We start from the raw sequence: 503 nt of genomic DNA, 5'->3' as shown, positions 1-503 counted from the left end.
GAACAGATGCGCGCCGGCCGGAAGGGCGGCTGGTACCGCACCTGGCAGGGCACGGTCGACCAGGTGGAACCGACCGCCGACGGCCGGATCGCCAGCCGGGTCACCGGCGACGCCGGCACGAGGACGCTGCTCGCGGACTACGTCATCGACTGCACCGGCTTGGAGGCCGACATAGCCGAGCACCGAGTCATCGCGGACCTGCTCGAACATGGCGGCGCCGGCCGCAACCCGGTCGGCCGCCTCGACGTGGAGCGGCACTTCGAGGTACGCGGGACAGCGAGCGGCGACGGTGCCCTCTACGCCTCGGGCACGGCTACCCTCGGCGGCTACTTCCCCGGCGTGGACACCTTCCTGGGGTTGCAGATCGCAGCCCAGGAGATCGCCGACGACCTGGCGCGCCGAGGCTTCGGCGCCCGCCTCGGGCCGGTGCGCTCCACCGTGGAGTGGGTGCGGTGGATGCGTGGCCGGCCTGCCGGTCAGAAGGGCTGAGACGATGGTGCCCA

The 503-nt window shown here is 72.6% G+C and carries 1 pseudogene; it reads left to right on the top strand.

The window, feature by feature from the left end:
• A pseudogene (locus NIE111_RS28165) lies at positions 1 to 489 on the top strand (hypothetical protein); the annotation flags it as partial.
• Between the last annotated feature and the right edge of the window lie 14 nt (positions 490 to 503).

Origin of the sequence: Micromonospora hortensis, assembly GCF_022230935.1 — a bacterium.
In the GTDB taxonomy this organism is placed as follows: domain Bacteria; phylum Actinomycetota; class Actinomycetes; order Mycobacteriales; family Micromonosporaceae; genus Micromonospora; species Micromonospora hortensis.
This window is presented reverse-complemented; position numbering and strand designations above follow the sequence as displayed.